The organism is Ruminococcus sp. RTP21358st1_G6_RTP21358_211008 (assembly GCF_040908885.1).
Classification (GTDB): domain Bacteria; phylum Bacillota; class Clostridia; order Lachnospirales; family Lachnospiraceae; genus Blautia_A; species Blautia_A faecis.
On record NZ_JBDGDM010000049.1, the window covers coordinates 13,460 to 34,012 of the forward strand.

General features: G+C 44.2%; 13 protein-coding genes and 2 pseudogenes. 1 reads left to right on the plus strand and 14 read right to left on the minus strand.

Annotated elements, in window-relative coordinates; genetic code table 11:
- Positions 1-21: 21 nt before the first annotated feature.
- The 8 genes and pseudogenes from AB5Z12_RS16645 to AB5Z12_RS16680 all read right to left on the minus strand — a co-directional run bounded on the left by AB5Z12_RS16645 (position 22) and on the right by AB5Z12_RS16680 (position 14,046).
- Positions 22-1,446, minus strand: coding sequence for an MFS transporter (locus tag AB5Z12_RS16645; RefSeq protein WP_156338126.1), 1,425 nt, complete (start codon positions 1,444-1,446; stop codon positions 22-24).
- A 55-nt stretch (positions 1,447-1,501) separates the two neighbouring features.
- Positions 1,502-2,314: an SGNH/GDSL hydrolase family protein gene (locus AB5Z12_RS16650; RefSeq protein ID WP_082426248.1), complete on the minus strand. Its 813-nt coding sequence runs from the start codon at positions 2,312-2,314 to the stop codon at positions 1,502-1,504.
- A gap of 109 nt (positions 2,315-2,423) precedes the next feature.
- Positions 2,424-5,054 carry a family 78 glycoside hydrolase catalytic domain gene (locus tag AB5Z12_RS16655; protein WP_368356923.1) on the minus strand — a complete coding sequence of 877 codons (2,631 nt, stop codon included), beginning with the start codon at positions 5,052-5,054 and terminating at the stop codon, positions 2,424-2,426.
- A gap of 18 nt (positions 5,055-5,072) precedes the next feature.
- A pseudogene (locus AB5Z12_RS16660) lies at positions 5,073-6,317 on the minus strand (MFS transporter); the annotation flags it as partial.
- Positions 6,318-6,428: 111 nt separating this feature from the next.
- Complete coding sequence (locus tag AB5Z12_RS16665) at positions 6,429-9,224, minus strand: family 78 glycoside hydrolase catalytic domain (RefSeq protein ID WP_368356924.1); 2,796 nt, start codon at positions 9,222-9,224, stop codon at positions 6,429-6,431.
- A 24-nt stretch (positions 9,225-9,248) separates the two neighbouring features.
- Positions 9,249-10,601, minus strand: coding sequence for an MFS transporter (locus tag AB5Z12_RS16670; protein ID WP_173717353.1), 1,353 nt, complete (start codon positions 10,599-10,601; stop codon positions 9,249-9,251).
- Positions 10,602-10,654: 53 nt separating this feature from the next.
- A complete protein-coding gene (locus tag AB5Z12_RS16675; RefSeq protein ID WP_015522071.1) occupies positions 10,655-12,919 on the minus strand; it encodes a glycoside hydrolase family 3 C-terminal domain-containing protein in 2,265 nt (754 codons plus the stop codon).
- A gap of 35 nt (positions 12,920-12,954) precedes the next feature.
- A complete protein-coding gene (locus AB5Z12_RS16680) occupies positions 12,955-14,046 on the minus strand; it encodes an alpha/beta hydrolase (RefSeq protein ID WP_015522070.1) in 1,092 nt (363 codons plus the stop codon).
- Positions 14,047-14,260: 214 nt separating this feature from the next.
- On the opposite strand from AB5Z12_RS16680, the gene AB5Z12_RS16685 reads away from it, so the two are divergent.
- A complete protein-coding gene (locus AB5Z12_RS16685; RefSeq protein WP_158581077.1) occupies positions 14,261-15,298 on the plus strand; it encodes an AraC family transcriptional regulator in 1,038 nt (345 codons plus the stop codon).
- 8 nt (positions 15,299-15,306) lie between these two features.
- Here AB5Z12_RS16685 and rhaD read toward each other — a convergent pair.
- The 6 genes and pseudogenes from rhaD to AB5Z12_RS16715 form a co-directional block, all read right to left on the minus strand.
- A pseudogene (gene rhaD, locus AB5Z12_RS16690) lies at positions 15,307-15,864 on the minus strand (rhamnulose-1-phosphate aldolase); the annotation flags it as partial.
- A gap of 90 nt (positions 15,865-15,954) precedes the next feature.
- Positions 15,955-16,191 (minus strand): hypothetical protein, encoded by a 237-nt coding sequence (locus AB5Z12_RS16695; protein WP_118700810.1) that lies wholly within the window; start codon positions 16,189-16,191, stop codon positions 15,955-15,957.
- Between the two features lie 414 nt (positions 16,192-16,605).
- Complete coding sequence (locus AB5Z12_RS16700) at positions 16,606-16,869, minus strand: hypothetical protein (RefSeq protein WP_055267519.1); 264 nt, start codon at positions 16,867-16,869, stop codon at positions 16,606-16,608.
- Positions 16,870-17,298: 429 nt separating this feature from the next.
- Positions 17,299-17,592 carry a ParB/RepB/Spo0J family partition protein gene (locus AB5Z12_RS16705; RefSeq protein ID WP_055267517.1) on the minus strand — a complete coding sequence of 98 codons (294 nt, stop codon included), beginning with the start codon at positions 17,590-17,592 and terminating at the stop codon, positions 17,299-17,301.
- 396 nt (positions 17,593-17,988) lie between these two features.
- Complete coding sequence (gene rlmD / locus AB5Z12_RS16710; protein WP_368356925.1) at positions 17,989-19,356, minus strand: 23S rRNA (uracil(1939)-C(5))-methyltransferase RlmD; 1,368 nt, start codon at positions 19,354-19,356, stop codon at positions 17,989-17,991.
- A gap of 5 nt (positions 19,357-19,361) precedes the next feature.
- Positions 19,362-20,309, minus strand: a complete 948-nt coding sequence (locus tag AB5Z12_RS16715) for an HD domain-containing protein (RefSeq protein WP_347087220.1) — start codon at positions 20,307-20,309, stop codon at positions 19,362-19,364.
- Positions 20,310-20,553: the final 244 nt, after the last annotated feature.

Here is a 20,553-nt window from a genome sequence, read left to right on the forward strand (position 1 = left end):
CAAAAGTCCTCCATTCTTTTCTTAATACTGATTGATCATCTGTGACTCTGCCTCTTCACGGCTAATCTCACCATTGTTGCATTTTGCCATCAGCTGGACATCATGGTCATTAAGCTTGTAAAGGCGAAGCATAAGCAGAGTGCAAATACCCCCGATAATGCTGCCAAGACAGCTGAATGTCCATAATTTATCGGCAAATCCTGCCGCCTGAACAACGCCTTCTCCTTCCCGGAAGCCGATTAAAGTTAACGCAAACACACTGACTGCTGTTGCGATCGCTCCATTTAATTTTGTAAAAAATGTCTGCGCTGCAAACGTTACACCACGCATTTTTAATCCTGTCTTGTACTGTCCATACTCGTAGCAGTCCGGCGTAAACTGATACTGCAGTATAACTGCTATTCCCAGCGGAATTCCTCCTAAGGCATTTAAAGTCACATACACCGTCATATTCTCATACCCGGCCATGAATCTTACAATTCCCAGAAGTAAAGCGAAAACATATGAAATATAGAAGACTTTAAATTTGTCATATTTCTTGCATAATTCTACTGCCATAACCGCACCGATTAAGGTCGGAATAATCACCGTCATCGAAACATATGAGGCAGCTTCTTCACCGCCAAGGCAGTACCGGGCAACATATAAGCCCCAATTTGCACCAACATTAAGCAGGCTGCTGATGAGCGGAGCCGCAAAGAAAATCAATAAATATTTGTTCTTTCGCAGACATTCTGCCATATCGCGCAACGTATAACTATCTTCTGCCCCTTCGTCCAGTGCTCTTTCTTTTTCAATTACTCTCTCCTTTGCGAACAGACAGATTGGAATCATCATAACAACTGACAAAAGAGATAACACAATTACTGTTGTCGCCCAGCCGCCTAACCGCTGCCGTACCAACGGCAGGACAATTCCTGTAACAATACCTGAAAAAATAACAAACATCCTTCCTATACTGTTTAGTGAAATACGTTCCTTCTGGTCCGTTGTCATCGTGGTGACAATACCAAAAATCGGCACATCACAAAGGGTATAGGCTGTATCCCATAACATATAAGCAAGTGTTGCCCATATGATTTTAGCCATCATGGGAATCCCGGTAGGTATTGTAAAAAGAAGAATGGTCGCCACCGGAATCGCTATGACAGATATTTGAAGCCACGGCAGGAATTTCCCTTTCTTAAAATTTACCTTATCCATGATCATACCGAAGATCGGATCGTTGATGGCATCCCACACTTTCGTGATCAGCGCCACGATTGCAACCAATGCTGCCGTTATGCCGATATCTGTAAAATATGTAGTCATATATCCTATCAGTCCATAGAATACATTCTGTCCCATAAAATACAAACCATAACTGATTTTTTCTCTTTTTGTAACTGCATTTTCCATTTCGTTATCCGTCCTTTCATTGTTTGATTCAATTATAAATAATCCCAAAGGGCAAATCACCAACGATATATAAGCGGTTTACCGACGAAACTTAATATAATAATCATCTTTCTAAAAATTGATATAAGTATTCTTCCATCTTAGGCGTCCACCATTCCAGATATCCTGCCTGCGTCGGATGAACCGGATCTGCCATATAAACTTCATATTCTTTTTCAGAAACGTCATTCATCTCCTCGTCATTCCAAAGGTCGATCACGCCTATTCCATATTTATCCTGAAGCTCAAATAATACATCTACCATCTGCTGATACTGTTTACTGTCATATTTTGTTCCAGTATAAAAGATCACGGGACAATTCCATGTCTGCTTTGCATATACAGTGATATATTCCATTGCTCCTGTTATCGTCTGTGTATCAAAATCTTCCAAATTTTCTGAACGGCTGAGTTCTCCTATCGGCATTTCCTTCGACGCGTCATTCGTGGAAAGCTGGCAGACAAATGCATCGAATTTCTCATCTGTACCGATATTATTTTTCATCCTCTGGATATAAGACGTCTTTCCGTTATCTACTAAAGTAGTGCCGCTGACGGCTTCTTTTACATACTCACAGCCATTTCTGTAAGAGATATAATCTGCAAAAGAAACATCCATTGAGTACAGACCTAATGTTACAGATGATCCAAGGTAGCAGATGCGCTTCCCTCCAAGAGGGCTGTTTTCTAACGGTTCTATATTTTCCAGACTGTATTTTTCTGCGTTTCCTGGCATTTTTTTCAGTTTGTTCTTCCAAACAAAATCAAACGGTCCACCACCGCCTGCCGCCCCTACTAAATATGCCAGACCTAGACCCACAGCCAGAATCAAAATTAAAACGACACTTAAGGTAATCTTCAATATTTTCTTTTTCATAATCCTAAACTCCTCGTATTATTTTCAACTTTCGTATTAAGAAAAACTGACCGTCTGCTTTTGCCGGTCAGTTCTCACAAATACTGTCATTTTATTTCCTTTGATACTTTTATTCAAACTGATATATTCCGCTCCCCACCTCATACAATCTGCCATCCGGCAGTTTTACAGTGGCAGTTGTGTTACAGGGAATCTCCACTTTCAATTTAAATTTCCCCTCTTCCATACTCCACTCTGCCCCTACTTTACCGTACTCACTCATATAGGTACGTTTTGCACTTGTAAACGCATTATTCGTCTCCGGCGCAATCACAATCTTCTTAAATCCGGAAGCAGCCATATCAATGCCGCTTATCTTCCGGAACATCCAGTCGTCCACGCATCCAAAGGCATAATGGTTCAGGCTTGTCATAACCGGAGACCCGTCCTCCTTGTAAGAAATGTAATTTTCCCAGATTGTTGTCGCTCCCTGCTTCACCTCATAAAGCCATGACGGGCACTTTGTCTGGAGCAGGATTTTATATGCCTTGTCCATCCTGCCGATCTTACAGAGTGCATCCAGCAGATACGGTGTCGTCAGGAATCCTGTATCCAGACAATCCCCGTTTTCTTCTATCTTGCGGATCAAATGTCCAGCGATACTTTTTTTCTTCCTTTCAGGAGCAAGATCAAATGCGATTGCCAGCACATAACTGCCCATAAAATCAAGAGGCATCTTCCCATCATCATCGATCAGTCCTTTTTGAATGGCAGATTTCATTCTGGACGCAATGTCATCATAGTATAATTCGTCTGATGTATGCCCGAGGAGTGCTGCTGTATCTGCCATGATCCGACAGGAATTCCATCCAAAGATTGGCGCGCAGTATACAGAAGTATTGATAGGTTTTGCAGCGCTTTGGTCTGCTCCGTCTACTGTCTGGCTCGGTATGAGCCACTCCCCGTACTGATGTCCTGTATTCCACAGATACTGGTCAATTTCTTTTGGATGTTTCATCTTGCCTCTACGCTTCTTTGCAGTGTTGATGATATAGTCGCACCACTTTTTCATTGTGTCATACTGCTCTCTCAGTATCCTGATATTTCCTGTAAGCTGATACATGCTCCACGGTACGATACAAGCGGCATCTCCCCATCCCGCTTCTCCCACCGGTTCAAAATTGCGGTATACGATCCGATTCAGTTTCTCCAGTAATTCATAGATTCCGGTAAGGGGGATCACATTGGGAATCGCTCCGTTTTTCTGCTGGCTGCAGGTCATATTACGCAGCCATCTTGTCAGAAAAGGGGTTACATTTTCGTTGAGCATGGCTGTTCTTGCATAAATCTGGATATCTCCGGTCCATCCGCCTTTTTCTCTCTGCGGACAGTCCGTGGGGATTGAGAACAGATTCGACCGCTGAGACCATCTTGTATTTTCGTAAAGCCGGTTTATATCTTCGTTGGACGTCTCAAAAGTTCCCAGATCCTCATTGTCAGAAGACAGGACAATCGCTGTGAAATCCTCCGGACTCACCGGCTGATCGCATGTCACTCTCACATAGCGGAAACCGTGATATGTAAAATGCGGTATATATTCTGTAAATTTCCCGTTTGAAATATAAATATCGCTTTGTTTGTGTCCTGTTTTCTCTGACATGAAAATATTATTGAAATAGTTTCCATATTGATCCAGAGTTTCAAAATGATCTAATACCATTTTTGTTCCGGCAGGCAGTTTCGCTTTTACGCGCAGAACCCCCGCCAGATTCTGCCCGAAGTCAATGATCGTCTCGTCTTTCGGGCTGACTGTCATTCCGACTGCCGGTACTTCCTTTACCGGGCGCACCGGTTCCCCGTACTGAGCTACCAGGTTCGCGTAAGATTTTCCGCATGGGATACCTGCTTTCCAGCTGCTGTCATCGAATCCGCAGCAGTTCCAGTTTTCCTGTTCCATCCGTGCGTCATAGAGTTCGCCTGCAAACAAATCGGAAGACCGGACCGGACTTTCCGAAACCTTCACAGCATCATCGGACAGAACAATTTCACTCGTTCCGTCTTCATAATCAATCTTTATCTGAAATAACACAGAATGTTCGGCTTTAAACTTCCTGCTTCTCGGTTTAAAGTTCGCACTGTCATACCAGCCGTCCCCCACTAACATTCCTATGACATTTCTTCCCTCTCTCAAGAATGGAGTCACATCATAAGTCTGGTAACACAGATATTTAGAATAGACGGTAAATTCCGGAGCAAACTCTCTGTCGTCCGGACGTATTCCGTTCACGCTGAGCTGATATGCTCCGTGGCATGTGGCATAGACGCGTGCCCGTTTTATACCGTCTCGTGCGTCAAATTCTTTGCGGAAATATTCTGCCGGATTCTGCCCGCCGGTTCCAGGTTTTACCTTTTTCATCGGGAACGGAGATTTCACCCACTCGGCCGTCCATTCTTTCTTCATAAATCCCGTCTCAAAGGATGAGGATGCCGCCGCCTTTTCTCCGTTATTAACCGTCACTTTCACTGTCCAGCTATAGTCACTGAGACTTTTCAATGGTTTCCCGTTGTACTCTACAAAAGTGCTTTTATCACTTTCTATCACCCCGAAATCCCACACTACTTCTCCCAGACTTGTCACTGTAATATGATAGGATGTCTGCATCACATTCTTTTTGTCACTGATGATCACCCATGAAAAATAAGGTACTTCGTCCACGCATGGTCTGTATTGACTGTTTACCTTAAGTCTTGTAAGCTCCATAGCAACCTCCCTGCCGGATTAGTTATTCCTGTTGATTTTAGCGTCCATCTCTATTACTGCTTTCTGATCCAGCGTATACTGTGTGCCAAAGATAAGCAACCCTAATATTCCAAATATCAGCGGCAGGATCAATGCGCACAGGATAATGCCTGTATTGATACTCTCAGGTTGGACAGATGCGCCGGTAACAAATCCATATGCTGCGATCACATACCCTGGAATTGCTCCTCCCAGCCCCTGCGCGACCTTACTGACAAAGGATGTGAGTGAAGCGATGGCTGCTTCCGCCCGTTTACCCGTTTTATACTGTACATAAGTGGTATTGTCCGCCTGTATGCTGGTATTGACCGGAACCATCCATCCTCCTGCCACGCCTCCGATAAGAGCGCTGATATATATTAAAATCATAGACGTCACATCCAGCAGTCGAAGCAGGTTAAGCGCTGTCGATATTATGACCGCGGTCAGGTAAACTTTCTTTTTCCCAAACCGATTGGCAAGATATGGTCCCATCACAATTCCAACCAGTGATGCAATTAAGCCAATAACAGAAACTCCCGACATCAGTTTCATATCCCCTAAAACATATGTATAAAAATATGCTCCTGCTCCGCCAGCTATTGAACTTCCTGTCCCTACTATTAAAGTAGCTGCAAACGCTGCCCATATAGGCTTGTATCTCAGAAATTGAAGCATCTCTTTTAAACTGTACTTTTCCTCATTATTTTCCCTGAACTCCACACGTTCTTTAACACTGAGTGCACCTGAGATGGAAAGAACGAGCGTCAGAGCCATAGATCCGAAGATTAATACATAATAACTTTCCAGTTTTCCATCTGCTACTATAACAGGTCCTAATACTCCAATCACCGCTCCTCCAATCATCGATCCTAATGCGTTGAAAAGAGACAGGCTGTTTCTTTCTTTATCATCTGTAGTCATAACCGGAAGAAGACTGTTTTTGGAGATGTCCATGATATCAAAGGTCCATCCCAACAGCAAATAGGTAACATAAACGATCACATATTTTCCTACAGGACTCCAGACAGCGCCAAACCACAGCAGAATATAGTTTATGACACAGATAATGGTTCCCAGAATCAGCATAGGGCGAAATTTTCCCATTTTTGTTACGGGAAATCTATCCAGAATAAAGCCCATGACAGGATCGCTGATTCCATCCATTACCTTAGAGATTAAAAACAAGGTCGCAAGCGCCTTGGGATCCAGTCCCACCACAGTTGTGTAATAGATCATAAAATATACGGATAAAAGGTGTCATAAGCGGTATGTTTCCTGCACATACCATCAACATCCCTATTTTTTCAGATAATTTTACTTTCTGATTTTCTTTCTTCATCTCTCTGCTCCTTATTAGAAGTTTGCCAGTGCAATATCCAGCATCTGTGCTTCCTCTGGTTTGATTTCTCCTGCGAATGTTTTCGCGACATCTCTAAGCGAAAGTCCATATGCAATATCCGGAATCATATCCACTTCCATCATTTGAGAAAGAAACGCGCGAATATCCGGATGGTTCAGCAGTTCTTCCATTGTCGAATCTATGCTGTATTTCCTCTTTAAAGGCTGTGACGCCTCATAAGCGACTTCATATTCTCCGGCTTTCACACGGCAAATTCCGTTTTCTACATCTTCAAACAGTGGGTTTTCTTTATCTTCATATACAGATTCCGGCGCAAGTGGAAGAACCACTTCTGCCCTTCCGCCAAACGGAACTGTAACAGTGACAGTGATTTTATTATCCCCTAATATCTCCCAACCGCACTGATAGCATCCGCATGCTGAATCATAAACCGCTTTTACATATCCCAGTCCGCGATTCACTTTCGGGCTGATCCGCATCACCCGGCCTCCCGGACTCTGTTCCGTCACATCAATCCCGGCCGCATGGCAGAAGATCCATTCCAGTACGGCGCCATATGAATAATGATTCAGGCTGTTCATTCCCGTGCTGGAGACATGGCCGTCCTCATCCAGTGAATTCCAACGCTCCCACACGGTCGTTGCCCCCAGCTTCACTTCATAAAGCCAACCCGGATATTCTTCGTTCAAAAGCAGCCGGTACGCCGCATCCGTCATCCCGTGGTCTGTCAGCACGTTGCACAGAAGCGGCGTACCCACAAACCCGGTATTCAGTTTATTTTTGTTGTCCCGGAGGAGTTTTTTCATCATCTGCTTTGTCAGTTCTTCATTTTCAGACAGATGATACTTCAGCGCAAGGATAAGCCCTGTCTGCGTCTTCACCGCACATCTTCCTGTGGAAGTAAAATATTCTTCTTTCACTGCCCGCCACTGACGGTCTGCGATTTCCTGATATTCCTGTCTCGTTTCTTCCAGTCCAAGCACGTCCGCCGCCTTTGCGACTGTCTGGGCGCTTGCCGCATAGTAGATATCCGCGATATATGCTTCATCGGTCGCCCCGTACACACTGTTCGCGGCAGCGCCTGTACGGTCGAGAGCCAGCCAGTCTCCATAATGGAAGATCTGTCTCCATCCGTGATGATCTCCGTCAATCCTGCGAATATAATCAACCCATGCCTTCATGCTCTCAATCTGGCTTTCCAGGATTGTTTTGTCCCCGCTGAACAGATATACGTTCCACGGAATGATACACGCAGCGTCTCCCCATACGCAGGAACATTTTGTCGGTCCGAATGTGGGGACAATCTCCGGAACCATTCCGTCCGCCAGAAGCTGTTCCTGATACATGTCATATAAATATTTCCGGTAAAACGCGTAGGTATCAGCCAGATAGCTTGCAGTCGCAGAAAATACCTGTGTATCCCCTGTCCAGCCCATTCTCTCATCTCTTTGCGGGCAGTCTGTAGGCACATCCAGGAAGTTTCCTTTCATCCCCCATTCGATATTGGAGATCAATTTGTTCACAAGATCATTCCCTGTCTCGATTGCCCCGATGCTCTCATAATCGCTGTAAAGAACAAGCGCCGTGAAATCCTCACATGAAAGATCCCTAATCCCGGTCACTTTCACATATCGATAGCCATAGTATGTAAAATGAGGCGTAATCACCTTTTCTGTACCATCAGAAACATAAATGTACTCCGAAAGTGCAGTTCTTAAATTCTCGTTATAGAAACATCCGTCCTGAAGCACCTCTCCCGTCTGAATCCTGATAGTTGTCCCCGCCGGCTCATGTACACGCAGTCGGAAGATCCCTGCGATCTCCTGCCCCAGATCAAATACATCTTCTCCAGCAGGCGTATGGATCAGTTCTGCCGGCTTCATCTCCTCCTGTACCTTAACCGGAAGAGATAACCGTTCCATAAGCCGGCCTTTCGGAACCTTTGCGATCCGCGCAGGAGACTCCTCTACCGGTGGCAGCGTATCATCTCTTCTCTCACCGTCATAGATATTGGAAAACCACAAATTGCTTCTTGTAACTGACCAGGTTTCATCAGAACTGATTACATCTTTCGTTCCGTCTTTGTACTCTATGTGAATCTCCGCAATCAGCTTCCACTCGTCACCGTAATATGCTTCCCGCTCCGGATCATTGAAACCGAACCTGCCTTTATACCAGCCGTTTCCGAGAAGAACAGACAGCACACCGCCTTGTTCTGCCTGTTTCGTGATGTCATACGTCTGATACTGGATCCACTGGTCATAATTATTGCAGTACGGAGTCAGATACTCATCACCGATTTTCTCCGGATTTTCTTTATTTTCCCCGAGAAAATATGCCTCATACAATCCCAGGCCGCAAATGTACAGTCTTGCGCTTTTCACTTCTTTTGCCGGACGAATTCTCTTTGAGAAAATCGGATGCCGTTCCTGACTGCTGTCACAGGTAATCCATCTTCCAGTCCATGGTTCATCCATTTTGGCAGTCTCAAAAAACTGTACATCTGATTCGATTACTTCCTCTACATCTGTTGTCACAATGACCTTCCAGTAATATCTTGTATACGGCTGTATTTCAAATTCTACTCTTGTAGAGAGGCTGTCCAACTCTGTTTCACCTGTATCGTAACAGATATCTGTAAAGGTTTTGTTCTTGCTGATTACAATCCTTGCATATTTCTGTTCCTGTCCTCTGCATCCTTTCACTTTCCATGAAAATACCAACGGTTTCAGATAAAACCCTAAAGGGTTTGTGATATGATTTGTTTTTGCTGCATAAATCTTTCCCATGCTGATACTCCTTCTCTATCATTCTTATTCACTTATACCCGCTTTTGACCGTTTCTCCCTCATCAGACATATCTGCTCATTCAATTTTTCCTTGGTAATAGGATAACCTTTTGAGAAGATCACAATGGCCACCACATTTACGATTGCCGGCAATATTAGCACACAGAGGACGATCATATTAATCACATCGTCATTCTGTACTGCCGCCTTACTGTCAAATCCTGCTAACTGCAGCAGATACCCCGGAATCGCACCACCGATTCCCATTGCACACTTGGAGACAAAGCTGGAAAGAGATGCGACAGCACCTTCTGCCCTAATTCCCATAGACACTTCGATATAATCTGTATTATCTGCCTGTATTCCATAATTAAGAGGTGCTGCAAAGCCGGCTCCTATTCCTGCAATCAATACAGAGACAATAAGAAGGGGAATGCTCCTCACATCCAACAGACGGATGATTGGTGTCAGTCCTGCAAGTGCAAGTCCAATCGCATACATTTTCTTCTTTCCAAACCTTCCAATCAGATTACCAATGACCATTGTAGCCGGAAAAACAGTAACACATGTAATAAGCGTAATAATAGACGCCAACGTCAGATCTTCAAAAATATATGTATAAAAGTATGTATTTGCTGCATTCACGATATTGCTTCCAATCGAATATAACAGTACAGCAAGGAATGTAATGTACACCGGCTTCTGACTGAGAATCTTGAATAATTCTTTTACAGAATAGCTGTTCTCCATCTGTGGTTTTACACGTTCTTTTACTCCCATGGTTCCTATAATAGAGAAGAAAAAAATCACTGCTGTCATGATCAGAACAAGATTAATATATCCCTGTTTGTTAGAAGTATCTCCAAGAATAAGTGGAGCTGCCACACCGATTACAAGCGCCCCGATCACGTATGCAAGCCCTTTGATTGAACTTAAGCTGTTCCTTTCTTTCATATCTTCTGTCATAACCGGCAGAAGACTGTTCAGCGAAATATCCATGACTGGGAACAACACACCAAGCAGAATATACGATACATATGCGATTGCCAGTTTCCCCGATGTTGATAACATAGGTCCAAACCAAAGTAGAAGGAAATTGGCGCTACACAGAATTGTTCCCAGAATCAATGTTGGTCGGAAATGTCCCATCTTTCTGGTCGGAAGATGGTCGATCATAAATCCAACTAACGGATCGTTAATGGCATCTAGAAAGCGTGCGATCAGGAACAGTGTCGCACATGCAGCAGGACTCAAGCCGCATATATTGGTATAAAAAATTAGTAAATATCCGTTGATCAGTGTCATAACCGGAATGTTTCCAAAGTTTGCCATTGCAAATGACAGCTTTTCTCTCATTTTTATCTTATCTTGATTCATATTTTATTCTCACTTTCTCTCATTTTTATCTTATCTTGATTCATATTTTATTCTCACTTTCCCTCTTCTGCACACAGAGCATTTAACTCCACGATCATCTGCTCGATCGCTTCGCCCGGAATAACGCTTAAAAATGATTTCAGCGGCATCTGCGCAATAATTTCCGGAGTCACAAGCTGTACCTCCCCATCTTCTTTCTTAGGTTCTTCTCCCTGTGATATTCCCTCAAGATACTCCATCATTTTCCCTGCTGTCTTCGGGTGGTTCATCAATTCCCCCATTGTAGTGGTCATATCCACAGTGAACGGCAGCAGCACATCAGTGGTAAATGTAAGTTCTGCAGCCTCTCTGATCTCATCGCTGGCATGCCCGATCTGGATCTCATATGTACCTGACGGAGTATACCAGTCGTGAATCTTTGTCTCGTAGTAAGCAAAATCTCTCGCGCAAAGCTCCATTGTAACAGTCTTCTTCTCACCCGGATTCAGAAATACTTTCGCAAACCCTTTTAGTTCTTTCACTGCTCTTGGCACTGTACTGTTTTTGCCGCTGACATAGAGCTGAACCACTTCACTTCCTGGTCTCTTTCCTATATTCTCCACATCAATGCTCACCTTCAGAATATCTCCATCTTTCATTTCCGCAGAAGAGAGTTTCATATTGCTGTAGCTGAATTCCGTATATGACAGTCCATGGCCGAATGCCCAGCGCACCGGTACTTTCTTCGCATCATAGTAACGGTATCCGACAAAGATATCTTCTCCATAGAGAACAGTCCTGCCGTCTCCAGGGAAATTCAGGTAACTCGGATTGTCTTCCAGACGATATGGGAACGACTCCGCCAGACGTCCTCCCGGATTTGCCTCCCCAAATAACAACCGGTCGCTGGCCTCCCCAATGCCTTCTCCTCCCAGATACATCTCCAGAATGGCATTTACAGACTCCGCCCATGGAGTTTCTACGGGGCTTCCATTATGAAGAACCACAACCACATTCTTCTGTATCTCTGCCACAGCCTCTATGAGACGGTTCTGGCACTTTGGTAGTTCCATGGAATTTCTGTCATATCCTTCCGACTCAAAACTGTCTGGAAGTCCGGCAAAAATTACAACCGCATCTGCACCTGCTGCTGCTTCACACGCCTGTTTCAGCTCCTCTTCTGTCATCTCGTCACGCTCTGACGAGAAGCCTTTCACGTACTCCACTGCCCTGCCTTTTCTCACCGCAGTTTCCAGAGCCGACACTACGCTGTCCGTATTGATGTGACTCGATCCCCCGCCCTGGTATCGCGGTTTCTTTGCAAATTCCCCGATATAGACTACTTTCTGTTCTTTTTTCAGCGGCAGCACTCCCCTGTTTTCCAGAAGTACGGCACACTCTGTTTCGATATCTGCCGCTGCTTTGTGATCCTTTTCCCTGTCAAATACAGTCTCCGCTTTCCTGTTATCTGTGTAGGAGAAGACTACTTTCAGTATGCGTTCCACCGTTCTGTCAAGAATTTCTTCCTCCAGTTCTCCATTCTCCACTGCCTGAATAATCTTTCTTGTATTATATCCTCCTGATCCCGGCATCTCCAAGTCAAGACCGGCTTTCAGTCCTTTCACCCGGTCATTTACAGCTCCCCAGTCACTGACCACATATCCTTCAAATCCCCACTCATCCCGCAGGATATCTGTCAGAAGTTTCTTATTCTCTGAAGAAAATACTCCGTTGATCTTATTGTAGCTGCACATCACAGTCTTTGGCTGCGCTTTCTTCACCGCCTCCTCAAAAGCCGGCAGATAAATTTCCCGGAAAGCCCGTTCCGATACTTCCGACGATATCTGCATACGGTCTGTTTCCTGATTATTCGCGGCGAAGTGTTTCATACTGGTTCCGATGCCTTTCGACTGTACGCCCCGGATATATGCAGACGCCATCTTTCCTGTCAGATATGGATCTTCGGACATATATTCAAAATTCCTTCCGCAGAGAGGACTGCGTTTGATATTAACTGCAGGGCCGAGGAGCATGCTCACGTTCTCAGCCTGACACTCGTCCCCAAGGATCTGTCCCATACGTTCCATCAGTTCCACGTCAAAGCTGGATGCCGTGGCGCAGGCTGCCGGAAAGCAGACTGCATTCACACTTTTATTCAGGCCGAGATGATCTGCCGTTCCTTCCTGTTTGCGCAGACCGTGCGGGCCGTCTGTCATCATAACGGAAGGAATCCCTAACCTTTCGATCCCCATTGTGTTCCAGAAATCCGCTCCCGAACAAAGTCCTGCCTTTTCCTCCAGTGTCATCTGTCTGATCAATTCTTTCAAGTTTCTGCTCATTATGAAATCCTCCTTAAATAAATTCTTATCTGTTCCTATCTGTGGGCTTCCCAGAAGATGACTGCTTCCTGAAGCCAGTTTTTCACTTTTGTTTCATTTCCTATTCCAAATCCATGTCCCAGTCCGTCAACGATTCTGACCGACACATTTTCTTTGCCCAGTACCTTCTCTAATTCCGGCAGTTTATCTTCCACATTTGCAAAACCGAACTCATCATCCCGCCCTACGATAGAAAATACCGCCAGTCCCTTGTCCTCCGGCAAAGCTTTGATATCCCAGTCCAGACCATACATAGGGAAGATCACCTTCGGTCTTGGCAGATGATTCTTGTGGCAGCAGTCCTCATAATTGGCAAATGAATACGCCGTGGTCATAAGTCCTCCTGCTGAAAAACCAAAGATGGCATAATCATCCATGTTTACAGAAAACTGTTTTTGATGCTCCGTCAGATATCGGATCACTTGTGTCAGTTCCCTCGCGGCAGCCTGTCCCTGCTTTACCTGTTCTGTCTCACCCAGCTGTCTGCCGACCGGATAACTTACGACGAAAACAGAATATCCCATTTTATGCAGCTTCATCGCCACAGGATACCCCTCGCAATCAGTTACATTACTGATAAATCCGCCTCCCGGAACTACAATGGCAAGTGGTTTTCCCTGTTGTCCCTGATAAAACATTCCCGTCAGATGTGACCTGTACGGATGACTATTCACTGCTTCCGCAGGATACAGATCCGGCACCAGCCTTGCCTGACCTTTCTCAACAAGTCCGGTTAGATAATTGAAAGATTCCAAGGCTGCATCCAATTGTTCCTCACGACCCTGCGCCTTTAAAAAATCCTTATACTTTACAGGCGCAATAGCTTTCAGCACGTTGTCCTCCACATTGAAAAACATATGTTTAAAACCGCCGAATACCGGATGCTGCATGAAAAATCCAACTTTGTCCTCCCCCGTTCCCGGACGGAAATGTCCGTTTTCATCGTAATAGCTGCTTTCCTTTATTTTTGGAAATCCGCAGATGCCAAGAAGTGCCGGTAAAAACATGGCACTTTTTTTGTAGACATATAATGTCGCACCGATTACAAATAATAAAACAATCACCACTACTGCAAAAAATATCTTCATCCTAACCTATGCCTCCTTTTCTTACTGATATCTTACATTATACAGACTAAAATTACATCAACGAAACATAAGTGATTTACCGACCAAACTTAATAAATATCCGAGATTACTCTGTACACCTTTGCCCCCAATATGGTATATTTTAGACAGGTTAAATAAACTGCTGATGACTATAATCACAGTTCATTCATATCTTGAAAAGGAGAGAATATATATGATGACATTATCTGCATTGAATCAATTTCTGAAGCAGCACACTCCCGAAGAAACCCAGCGTCTGAACGGTGTAAAGAAAGATTATTCACAATTTCCTGTTGCCAGAGGTAAGTTTGATACACCCTGTTACCGTTTTGATACGAACCTTGAAGATCTGCGTTCTTTATTTCTTTCAAAGAAAGTTCTTCCGAGTTATTACAACTTCGCTGTTGTAAAACAAGATCGTTTTGAAAACGTACCTCTGCATATCCATGAGTGGCTGGAATTGAGTTATATTTATTCTGGCGCCTGCACAATGACGATAAATAAGACTACATTCAGGCTAAAATCCGGGCAGATGGTTCTGATCAGCCAGAATGCACCTCATTCTGTCAAAAGATGTTCAGAAAATGATATTATCATCAATTTTCTGCTGACGCGCGAATATCTGAACGGTACTTTTTTTGAACGCCTGTCTCAGGATAATTACCTTACACACTTTTTCATTGAGGCTCTGAACACCACGATGCAGGAAAGCAAGTATATTGTCTTTTCCCCGGAACAAAAACAAAACCGGCTGGCAGATCTTACCAACCAGTTTCTCTGTGAATTTTATTCTCCGTCCGTAACATCCGGGCCTTTTTTAGACAGTCTTTTTACACTGATCACCTGTGAGATGATCAATCTGTTCCAGCACGGTATGGTTCTGGATCACTCCTCAGTGGATCAGATTTATACCATACTCCGATATATCGAAACAAACTTTGCGGACTGTACCCTTTCTTCTACAGCTGAGTTTTTTAATATGCACCCAAACTATCTCTCTGCCTATATCCGCCAGCATACCGGAATCACTTACAAAGAGCTGGTCCAGACACAGCGGCTTTCTCAGGCGGCAAAACTGTTAAGGAGCACCGCACTTTCCACAAATGATATCAGCCTTGCCGTCGGATATCAGAATACCAGCTTTTTCTTTCAGCTGTTCCGCAAGAAATACGGATGTACGCCTATGGAATATCGAAACATGCTTCATGCTTCTGATACGCCAAATATGTGATATGTACATTATTTGTCATATAGAAACTTTTCCGGTAAAGTTACTTTAAAATCTTTCGCCAAATCTCTGAAATTCTGAGGTGAGATTGTCTGTCTTTTATCCGGTCTCATGGACAGCATCTTTACAAGGATTTCCGCGGATTTCTCTACGGTGTGCATTAATCCGAATGTAAGATCAAAGTCTTCCCCTGAGCAGAACATGCCGTGATGCGCCCAGATTGCCACATCATATTCTTTCATCAGGGCACTTGTCGCCACTGCGATCTCACGGCCGCCCGGCACCATCCATCCTACTACACCGATTCCGGAAGGAAATACAACCGGGCACTCGGTCGCCATCTCCCAGAGTTCTCTAGTAAATACTTTATCCTCCAACGGCAGTACAAATGTCAGTGCGATCACATTCGTGGTATGTGCATGATAAATCACCCGGTGCGCTCCATTGGTAACGCCTTTTTTCACTTCATGGTTCATCAGGTGGCTCGGTAGCTCACTGGTCGGTCTGCCTCCGTTTACCAGGCCCCAAAGGATGCGGTAATTCTCTCCTTTTTCATCCAATTCGATGATATTTTGCATAGACTACCACTTCGAAGATGCAAAATTGTCACTATGTAGTTACACAGATGCTATCAGATTCACTAATAGCATCGCCTTACTTTATCGCCCTCTATTCCTGCTAATCGGAATTACGTCCCCAAAATACTTACTATCCTTCACCGCTACAAGTTCCACCTCAACACACTTCTGCTGCCATTCCTTACAAGCCTCTTCATACCTTTGCCTCTCCTCACGAACCATGAATAGCTCGGTATAAAACTCCGAAGCATTTGCATAGTCTGCATCCTGAAGCACATTTGAAAGCTCTGATTTCATCCTCCCTGCTTTTCTATCCAATACAGCAATCTGCTCCTGCAACTCTTTCTTTCACTTCTAATGCCAATGTGAGTGGACATATAGGTGTCCGTTTACGAACCCACCGCCGTATCCGGCGTGATAGCCCCCTGCAAGGGCGAAATACACAGAGTACAAAACGAAGTTTTGTGCGATGGGTGTATTTCGCTCTGCGAGGCTTAGCCCTCGCATAAATGCACGAGGGCTGGTTAAAAAATCTATCCTCAGCGCAAAAAGGAAAAAGCCACATACCTTCGCAAAGATACATGGCTTCAATTACGCTGATAACTGTATTTAATTGGCTACAATTCGTGCCGTATCCGGCACCACTTTTTTCTTCTAAAATTGAGGCTACAATTCCTTCCATAAATGATGCCATAACACTTCCATTTATAAATGTTTTGTAGCCTTCTGCTGTCATTCCCCGCAAAAACTGAAATCCAGCAACTCATTGATATCAGGATCCATCTGATACTTCTTCACATCCTCCTCTGTGTAATCCATATTCCCAGAAGCACCCTTATCGTCAGGCACAGGTTGTTCCTGTCCAACCGCCTGAATAGGCATTTCTGTATGCCCTGATGATTGCATAAGCGCTGAGTTCTTTGCGGTGGTGATATCATATCCAAGAAATCTTGCTTTATCTTGACTATGTGTTATCTTGGTCTTTTTTTCGGACATCTCAAGATGCAGAGTATCCTCGAGAAATACTCTGAATTTTTCCTTGATTTCAGATGCATCCTCAAATGAACCTATGGCTAGCTTGCATTGATTATCACGCAGATTGCAGACAGCAAAATACTAATCTGCCAATACATCACCGTAACATCTTCCCTTCGGTGCGGAGATGGTTAGCTCTAGCCTCTGACTTTCCTTCAAGCAGTTTAGCTTTCATCCTCATATAGTACCTTTCACCTCGACACTCAGTCGCAACTTGGAAGCTTTGTTGACTTGTGCCTTTACAAACGTGCTGTTGTCCCCTTTATGTTTCCATTCAAGGTTAGTTGTTGGCGATAAGACTGTGTTCTTCACACTTGATAATTTTTCTTATTGTTTTCTCAAAACAAAATCATAATGACCCACGTCGCTTGGGTGTCCACCCCAAACGCCTTACGGGCGCACAGAATCTACCATCGCCACTATCGCCTGATCATCATCCAATTCTCTTATAACTGCCGGAACCTCCGCAAGACCAGCCCAGCCGGCATCTGCCTTTCGTCTGTGTCCTGCAATCACTTCATAACCTTCTCCGTCAGGATTCGGTCTTACAAGCAAAGGTACAATCACACCCTCATCTTCAATACTTTTCATAAGGGCACACAGCTCTATGTCCTGCTGCACATGAAAAGGATGGTTCTTAAAGTCCTTTAACTCGCTTATTCTGATACTCTTTATCTCTTCCATTACAACCTCCGTTCTTCCGGTAGAATAACTTCTACTCAGTTACGTCAATGTTATCTGCAAACAGAAAAAGACCGCTCATCTCCAATTACTTGAAAATGAACGGTCTTTCACGCTTCGTATTCTATTGAATAACTTCAAAATATTAATTGTACTTTTATGTGTTTCCACACCCCACATCCAATACGACTGAGACATTCACACCGTCTGAAATTGCTTTTTTGTAGGTTTTTCTATCACTCTGTGAGAACATCATATGTCGCTCAAAGTGCCGGAAGTCGAGAAGTTTTACAAACTTCCCGACTCGCGGGCAGTCGTCGAATTCCGCATAAACACTGGCTTTACAGCCAGTTATTTCTTCGGAACTCTCCTCGTTGCCTTCGCGCAAATCAAGGATTCTTACATATCGACCCGATGTAGTGCAACCACGCACTCCACCGACACCGTATTCGGGAACATATCAACCGGGCAGACTTTCTTCAATTCGTAGCCTCTTTCACAAAGATACTTCAAATCCCGTGCCAGAGTTGCGCTGTCGCAGCTTACGTAAACTACCCGGTCGGGCTGCATTTTGATAATGGTAGAAAGCAAGGTCTCGTCGCAGCCTTTTCTCGGCGGGTCTACTACAATCACGTCAGCACGCTCACCAGTGCGGGCAAACTGCTCTGGAAGCACTTCCTCTGCTTTTCCCACAAAAAATTCCGTATTATCAAATCCGTTCAGGCGTGCATTCTCTTTAGCATTCTCAATGGCAGCAGGAATGATCTCCACGCCCCTTACCATCTTTGCCTTCTGTGCAAGAAACAGAGAAATTGTTCCAATTCCGCAGTAAAGATCCCACACAGTCTCATTTCCGGAAAGTTGTGCATATTCCAGTGCTTTTCCATAAAGACGCCCTGTCTGATAAGGATTTACCTGAAAAAAGGACAGCGGCGAAATCTGATAGGAAATCTCTCCGATCTTGTCTGTAATGTATGGCTGTCCCCAGAGCAGCCGCACCTTTTCCCCAAGGATCACATTATTTCGCTTCTTATTCACATTTACCATCACACTGACAGCCTCCGGAATCTGACGAAGGGATTTCACCAGAGCCTCTTCGCCAGGAAGCTTCTCCCCGTTAATGATCAGACAGACCATCATCTCGTCTGTAAAAAAGCCATATCGGATCAGCACATGACGCACTAAACCCTTGCCAGTATTCTCATCATACGGCTGGATGTGGAACTTCTCCATATGAGCGATCACACGGTCCAAAACCTCCTTATTCCGTGTTACCCCAAGAGCACAGTCCCGGTTCTCAATAATACTGTGTGTACGGCCGGCATAAAATCCGGTAATAATTCTGCCGTCTTTTGACTTTCCAACTGGAAACTGTGCTTTATTTCTATAGTGGAAAGGCTGGTCCATTCCCAGGATTTTCTCCATAGGAATATCTGTAAAGCCGCCAATCCGCTCCAAATGTCCCCTGACTTTGGAAGACTTAAATTCCAGCTGCTTCTCATAAGAAAGGGCCTGCAGCTGGCAGCCTCCGCATTGTCTTGCGAACTGACACTTCGGCTCCACACGATCAGGAGATGGAGTGATAATCTCCTCCAATCTTCCGTAACCGTAATTTTTCTTCGCTTTCATGATCTTTGCGCGGACTGTGTCTCCGATTACTGCATCTTTGACAAAAACGGTGAAGCCATCAGCCTTTCCGATACCTTCACCGTCAATTCCGCAATCTTCAATCTTTAACGTAACAATATCATTCTTACGATACTCCATAAAGATTACCATTCTCCTGTCTTTCTTAAGTTAGATTCAAATATTCTGTTAAATCCAAGCCATTCTTTCTTGCTCTTATCTGCTGCAAAAATCTCGGTAAGAGTCTCCATGCGGGCATCTGTATTATCTGCAAGATTCAAAGCAACTGCCTCTACCATAGCAGGTTTCTTAGGGGAACCGTACTCAAGTTCGCCATGATGTGCCAGAATACAATGTACCAGCTGGTTCTCCAGATCCAATGGAAAGTCCGGTATCTCCTTAATCAGATCATGAATCATCTGTGCTCCGATTATAATATGGCCCAGAAGCTGTCCCTCATCTGTATAATCATTCAGTGGAAAAGAAGAAAGTTCTCTTGTCTTTCCTACATCATGAAGAAGTGCTGCTGTGATCAGCATATCTCGCTTGATCACCGGATAAGCAGATGCCATATAATCACAAAGCCTGGCAACACTTAAAGTATGCTCCATCAGCCCGCCTATAAAGCCATGATGTACGGTTTTGGCTGCGGAATGCTCCTCGAAAGATTTCAAAAATTCTTTATCCTCTATAAACAGTTTCTTCAAAAGTGTATTCAGATAGGTATTCTTCACAGTGCCGATCATGGCAACCAGCTGGGTATACATATCATCCGTACTGTTCTCACTTACCGGAAGATAATCTGCCGGGTTGTACTCACCCTCGCCTGCTTTGCGCACACGCTTGATATTCAGCTGCATAGCTCCTGCAAAGCTGGTCACATCTCCCATAACTTCAATATAATCCAGTGCGTCAAAATCATCAATTCCCAGAGAATTCGGATCCCAGATCTTGCCATCCATTATTCCAGTCTTATCCTGGAGTATAATATTCTCATAAGGCTTTCCGTTCTTGGTCACAGCCGGCTGCTTCTGCTTACACAGATAAATGCCACTGATCCGGTCGCCTTCATGCAACTCATTTAAAAAACGCATAATTTCCTTCCCTTTCTAAAAAAGACACGTCCGTTTTCCCAGACATTACAATCTTTTGTATCATAACAAATATTTATGAACATTTTATGAATTTCTCCCCACTTTTTCCTTTTCAAGTCCTTGAAAATCATGTACAATAAGGTGTGCAGTAATTATTGTTTACAAATTTGCTATTTAGTGTGTTGGGAGGGTGAAAAGTTTTCAGGAGGGACGCATTTGGACAATGTGTATTACTCACTCGCCG